Source organism: Paenibacillus sp. P4_A7, assembly GCF_056402455.1.
Window position 1 is genome coordinate 1 of record NZ_JBFUHJ010000414.1, and the last position, 5,038, is coordinate 5,038.

The 5,038-nt window shown below is 44.8% G+C and carries 3 protein-coding genes; 1 reads left to right on the plus strand and 2 read right to left on the minus strand.

What is annotated here, in order from left to right; all coding sequences use genetic code 11:
- The coding region (locus AC1DWN_RS27690) for a M20/M25/M40 family metallo-hydrolase (RefSeq protein ID WP_477562105.1) at positions 1-242 on the plus strand (242 nt) is incomplete at its 5' end.
- 121 nt (positions 243-363) lie between these two features.
- Here AC1DWN_RS27690 and galA read toward each other — a convergent pair.
- Together galA and AC1DWN_RS27700 are read right to left on the minus strand one after the other, a co-directional pair.
- The gene (gene galA, locus AC1DWN_RS27695) at positions 364-2,739 is read right to left on the minus strand and encodes a beta-galactosidase GalA (RefSeq protein ID WP_477562106.1); all 2,376 of its coding nucleotides are present in this window, start codon (positions 2,737-2,739) and stop codon (positions 364-366) included.
- A 122-nt stretch (positions 2,740-2,861) separates the two neighbouring features.
- The coding region (locus tag AC1DWN_RS27700; RefSeq protein ID WP_477562107.1) for an S-layer homology domain-containing protein at positions 2,862-5,038 on the minus strand (2,177 nt) is incomplete at its 5' end.

A 5,038-nucleotide genomic window follows, 5' to 3' on the forward strand; every position in this document is an offset into this window, starting at 1 on the left:
ATCCTATACTTCAAAAAGCAGCTGATGCTTATGAAAAAGTGTACGGTACTCGCGCTTTATTTACGAAGGATGGCGGATCGATTCCAATTGTTGAAACATTCTCCCGCGTATTAGGCGCTCCAGTCGTCATGATGGGCTTCGGACTCCCAGACGAAAATCTACATGCTCCTAATGAGCATTTCAACCTTGAGAACTTCGACAAGGGACTGTTAACGATTGTTGAATTTTTGAAACAGCTTTAAGCAAGCAAAGGCAGCTGAGCCCTCATTATTTGAGATGCTCAGCTGCCTTTTTTTCATAATTCTCCATTCTAAAACTGGCCTATATCCGTAGAACTTTAAAAAGATGGTTTAGAATCCAATATCATCCCAAACGTACCACTGCCACGGCTGTTTGAAGTGAAACCGAAGTTGCTCTTATCACAATGTCTCCTTGTTCCTTGTTAGCCTGAACAATCGCTAAACAATGTCCGTTGAACGCACGTCTACGATTGGCTTTATCAGGTTCAAGGCTGCTTGGATCACCGTTTCCAACGCCGATAATTTTACCGGGACCTTCGATTGTAAAAATAATCTCATTATCAGCAGTAGGAACAATTTCACCAGAAGAATCCAGTATGGATACTTTAATCATCGCTATATCCGTACAATTAGCTTTCATTTCCGTTTTATCCGACTCTATACGAATACTAACGGGAGCGCCTGTGGTGGTTATAACCTCTCGCACGATTTCTTTACCGGCTATTTTCCCTATCGCCGTCAGTTGACCGGGAACGTAGCCGACCCTCCACTCATTTCGTGAATTTCGATCAACGCTTTTCTCACCCAGACTATTACCATTAATCACCAACTCCACAGTCTCGCAATTGCTATACGCCCATACATCAATCTCTTCACCAATTTTGTCTGGCCAGTTCCAGTGAGGCAGAATGTGCACCATCGGCTCTTCCGTCCAAGCTGCTTTATAGAAATAATAAGCATCCTTTGGAAATCCGCAGCTATCCATAATTCCGAAATGAGATCCGATGCAGGGCCATTGATAAGGCGTCGGCTCTCCTCTGTAATCAAAACCAGTCCATACGAATATGCCCGTCAAATGAGGATGATTCACCACATCCTGCCACGATTTCTCGTGCGAGCATGACCACTCCGGAATCTGATCTCCATAGGATGAACAGTATCCTTTAACATCATCATTCTCATAGATTCCACGTGTAGTCGTACAGCTCGTACTCTCGCTTCCAAGCATGATCCGATCTGGAAACTGTTCATGGTCGACAATATATTGATCTTCTCGTTGGCCATAGTTATATCCGGTTATATCTACGGATAGACTATATCCTCCGTCATTCCACCCGTGATTCATACAGGAAATCGTAGGGCGAGTAGGATCGATGGCATGCGTAATTCGTGACAGCGTATCAAGCATTCTCGCTCCCATAATCGTTCCTTCTAATATTTCCTCGTTCTCCATGCTCCACAAAATGATTGATGGGTGATTCCGATCTCTATAAAGTATCTCTTTCAGGTCTGCGATCCCGTCTGGGGATACATCGAGCTTCCTGTTCTCGTCTACAACGAGCATACCCATTCGATCGCACAGATCTAAAAGCTCAGGTGAGGGAGCATGATGAGCGCATCTGTATGCATTGCATCCCATACTTTTGAGAAGTTTGATTTTATGTTCAGTGACTTGATCAGGCAGTGCGACTCCTACACCAGCGAAATCCTGATGATTGCAAGTTCCTTTGATCAAATACCGTTCACCATTTAGATAAAATCCATCCGTGGTAAACTCTATTGTTCGCACACCTAACGGAGTTCTGTAAACATCCCTTACATTTTGCTCATCGGTGGCATCATAAATTTCCGTAATCACTTCATAAAGATAAGGATGCTCAGGCGACCATAACATGGGCTCCGTTAAATACATTACAGTTTCAATATCTGCTTGACTATCTGCTTGAATGATAATAATTTCCGAGCTGGAAGCGACCACTTGCCCTGAAGCATTCTCAATTATCGTTTTGATCAAACTGTTCACTACATGAGGCTGTTCGTTATGTACGTTTGTCGATACATTAACTTTAGCCTCATTTTTGTCTACCATTGGCGTGGTTACATACGTTCCGTGTCTTCCTACGTGAAGTCTTTCCGTCTTATTCAACCAGACGTGACGATAAATACCGCACCCTTCATACCACCAGCCTTCATAATCACTGGCATCTACCTTGACGAAAATGACATTTTTCCCCTCAGCACCGTAACGCGCAATATCGGTAATATCATAGCAAAAGCCCGTATATCCGCTTGGATGAGTTCCAAGCAAGTGCCCGTTAACCCATACGGTAGAGTTTCGCATAACTCCATCGAACTCGATTGATAATTTCTTTCCAAGATCCTCCGTAGGAATCTCGAAAACTTTACGATAGCACCCAATGCCAACTGGGAGATAACCATGGTTTTTATGATGTTTAACTTTATTCCCATCGTTTACATAGTTCCCTTCCACACACCAGTCATGCGGAAGAGTGACTGGCTTCCAATCCCGCTCTTTCATGACAGCCGCTTCTCTTTCGTCAAAGAAAGCAATCTTCAGCCATTCTCCTTGTTCTATATCCTCACAGTCAGTCAATCCCCCTGTCATTCCTGCTTTTACAGCATGCATAACAGGGATATCGCCTAAATGGAACATCCAGTCGGAGTCGAAGTTTTGTACCGTTCTTGGAATTGTATTCATCGTTGTCCCTCGCTTCTCATTCTTCAATTCATTGGTTTACAATCAATTAACCCTTAGTGCAGGCAAGCATGAATAACAATGCTTGCCTGCTAACTATGGGTTAAATAGCATACGTTATACTCTTATTTCTTCAACAACTGATAGATCGTCTGAGCCATCTGCGCCCGGTTCGTTTTGTCCGCCGGAGAGAGTTCTGTACCGCTGCCCTGCGTAATACCCGCATTTACAAACAGCGTCATAGCCTCTTTCGCCCATGGTGCGATCTGATCTGCGTCCCTGAAGTCTGTCAGATCCAGATCCTGCCCATCTTTAGCTGATGGCAGTTGGTCCAACACTTTTAATGTGTTGTACAAGAGTGTGTTCATCTCTTGATTAGTAAGATTCTTGTTAGGTGCAAACCTGTTATTGCCTATGCCATTGGATATGCCGAGCCGCTTGGCTGCTGCAAGATAGCCTGTATAATAGGACTTTCCTGCATCTGCAAAATTATTTTGAGCATCGTGATCAGGGCTGATACCATAGGCTCTCATCACCATCACAATAAACTGCGCCCTGGTTAACTTCGCATTCGGACTGAAATTACCGTTGCCTGTCCCTGTGGTGATACCCCTTGCTGCGATAAAGCTTACAGCAGAGCTATAAGGCGCAGAATCGGGCACGTCCTTGAAGCTGACTTTGTTGTAACCTACTGCAAAATTCGATAAGGAAGAAATCTTAAAGTTCATCGTATCCGTTGCAGGGTTATATACGCCGTTGCTTACGATTTCAAGTTGATCTTTGGCATCTATGGCGTATATAACCACAGCATTCGGATCCTCACCTGCTTTCAGTGTGTACGGTACAGATACCGATAACCTTCCGTTAAACTGCGATAGGGTTTTGTCGCCACTGGTCGCACTGAAGTTGAACACCGGTCTGTCGCCCACTGTTTGCGAGACTGTTAGCTTTACTCCACCTTCCGCCTGTGTGGACATGCCGGAGATCGACTGACCATCTAAGGTGATGGAAGCAAACGGAGTTGTTATCGTAAGTTCATCAATTTTGCTTTCTGTCGCCAAAAGCAATGCGGCTTCCGGAATGTTGATCTCTACTGACGAGGTATCCGCCGGTGCGGTTACTTTAATTTTTAATTCAATTTTTGCGTCTCCGCCCTGCTTCGCAGCTTCTGCTGCTGCCTTATTGATGGCATCTTCTACCTGTTTTTTGGATACAGCAGCTGTCGCCTTCCCGTTATTGCTTGAAGAAGCCTTAACCGTTGTTGTACCGGTTACTGTATCTCCTTTTACTGTGATTTCAGTTACCGGTGTAGGTTCCGGCGTTGGTGTTGGCGTCGGTGTCGGCGTTGTTGGCGTCGATCCTGCTTTTACAGTTACGCTGATGCTTGTTTTCAAGGCTACGCTGTTTGGATTTGCCACCCCTGCAGGCAACGTTGCCGTTCCAGCTATATTGAAGGTCTGTGCTGTCTTTTCCGCCGGATTATAGCTTGAAGCATCTACATCCCATGTCACACTAGCATTCACATTGCCGGCATCGGTAACCAGTTCTACTGTAGCAGGCAATCCAAGAGCTTCTGCCGTCTTGGCTGTTCCATTGGCCACTCCTGTAATTGGTGCTGGTGTTGTTATGCTCACAAGCGTCTTATCCTGAGCCGCTGGATCTAAGACAACAACATGCTGCAATATTGTAGCATTACGTCCGATAACATGAGCTTCAGCTATAAATGTTCCTGCCTTTGAATATAAAGAAGGATCAAGTTCAACAAAAGTAATCGGTAATGCCGTACTTCCGGGCTGACCATCTACTATCGTTTGCGCCGAAACTGATGTTGGTAATACAGGCGCTTCCTTAATCAATGTTGATATAGGCGATAATGAGTCTATTAATGTTACACCGTTAATATGGACTAGGCTGCTCACTTTGCTGTACATGCCCACCAACGAGCCATTAACAGTGTATGTTCCCGGAGTATTCAGAACTTCATTGTTCATCATATCCCACTTAACAGCAATTTGTTGCTTATGGCTGCCATCAAATGTCACATCAACCGTTGCCGGAAGTGTTGGTGATGTGCCGACCGTTGTTGATACCGGTGAAAAGTTGCCTATTGTTGCAGTTGTGTAGGCCTTGTAAATACCAACAGTATAGTTAGTCGTTGCGCCCACTTCCGATGTCTGAGCGATTGTGAGCGTATTTGGACCGAATATTAACGGCAGAGTTTGCGGCGTTATCGTATCCTCGAAATTGCTCGTAATATCTGTGCCGTTCAGCAAAATGGAGAATGTTGCGCCATGTTCTGAAG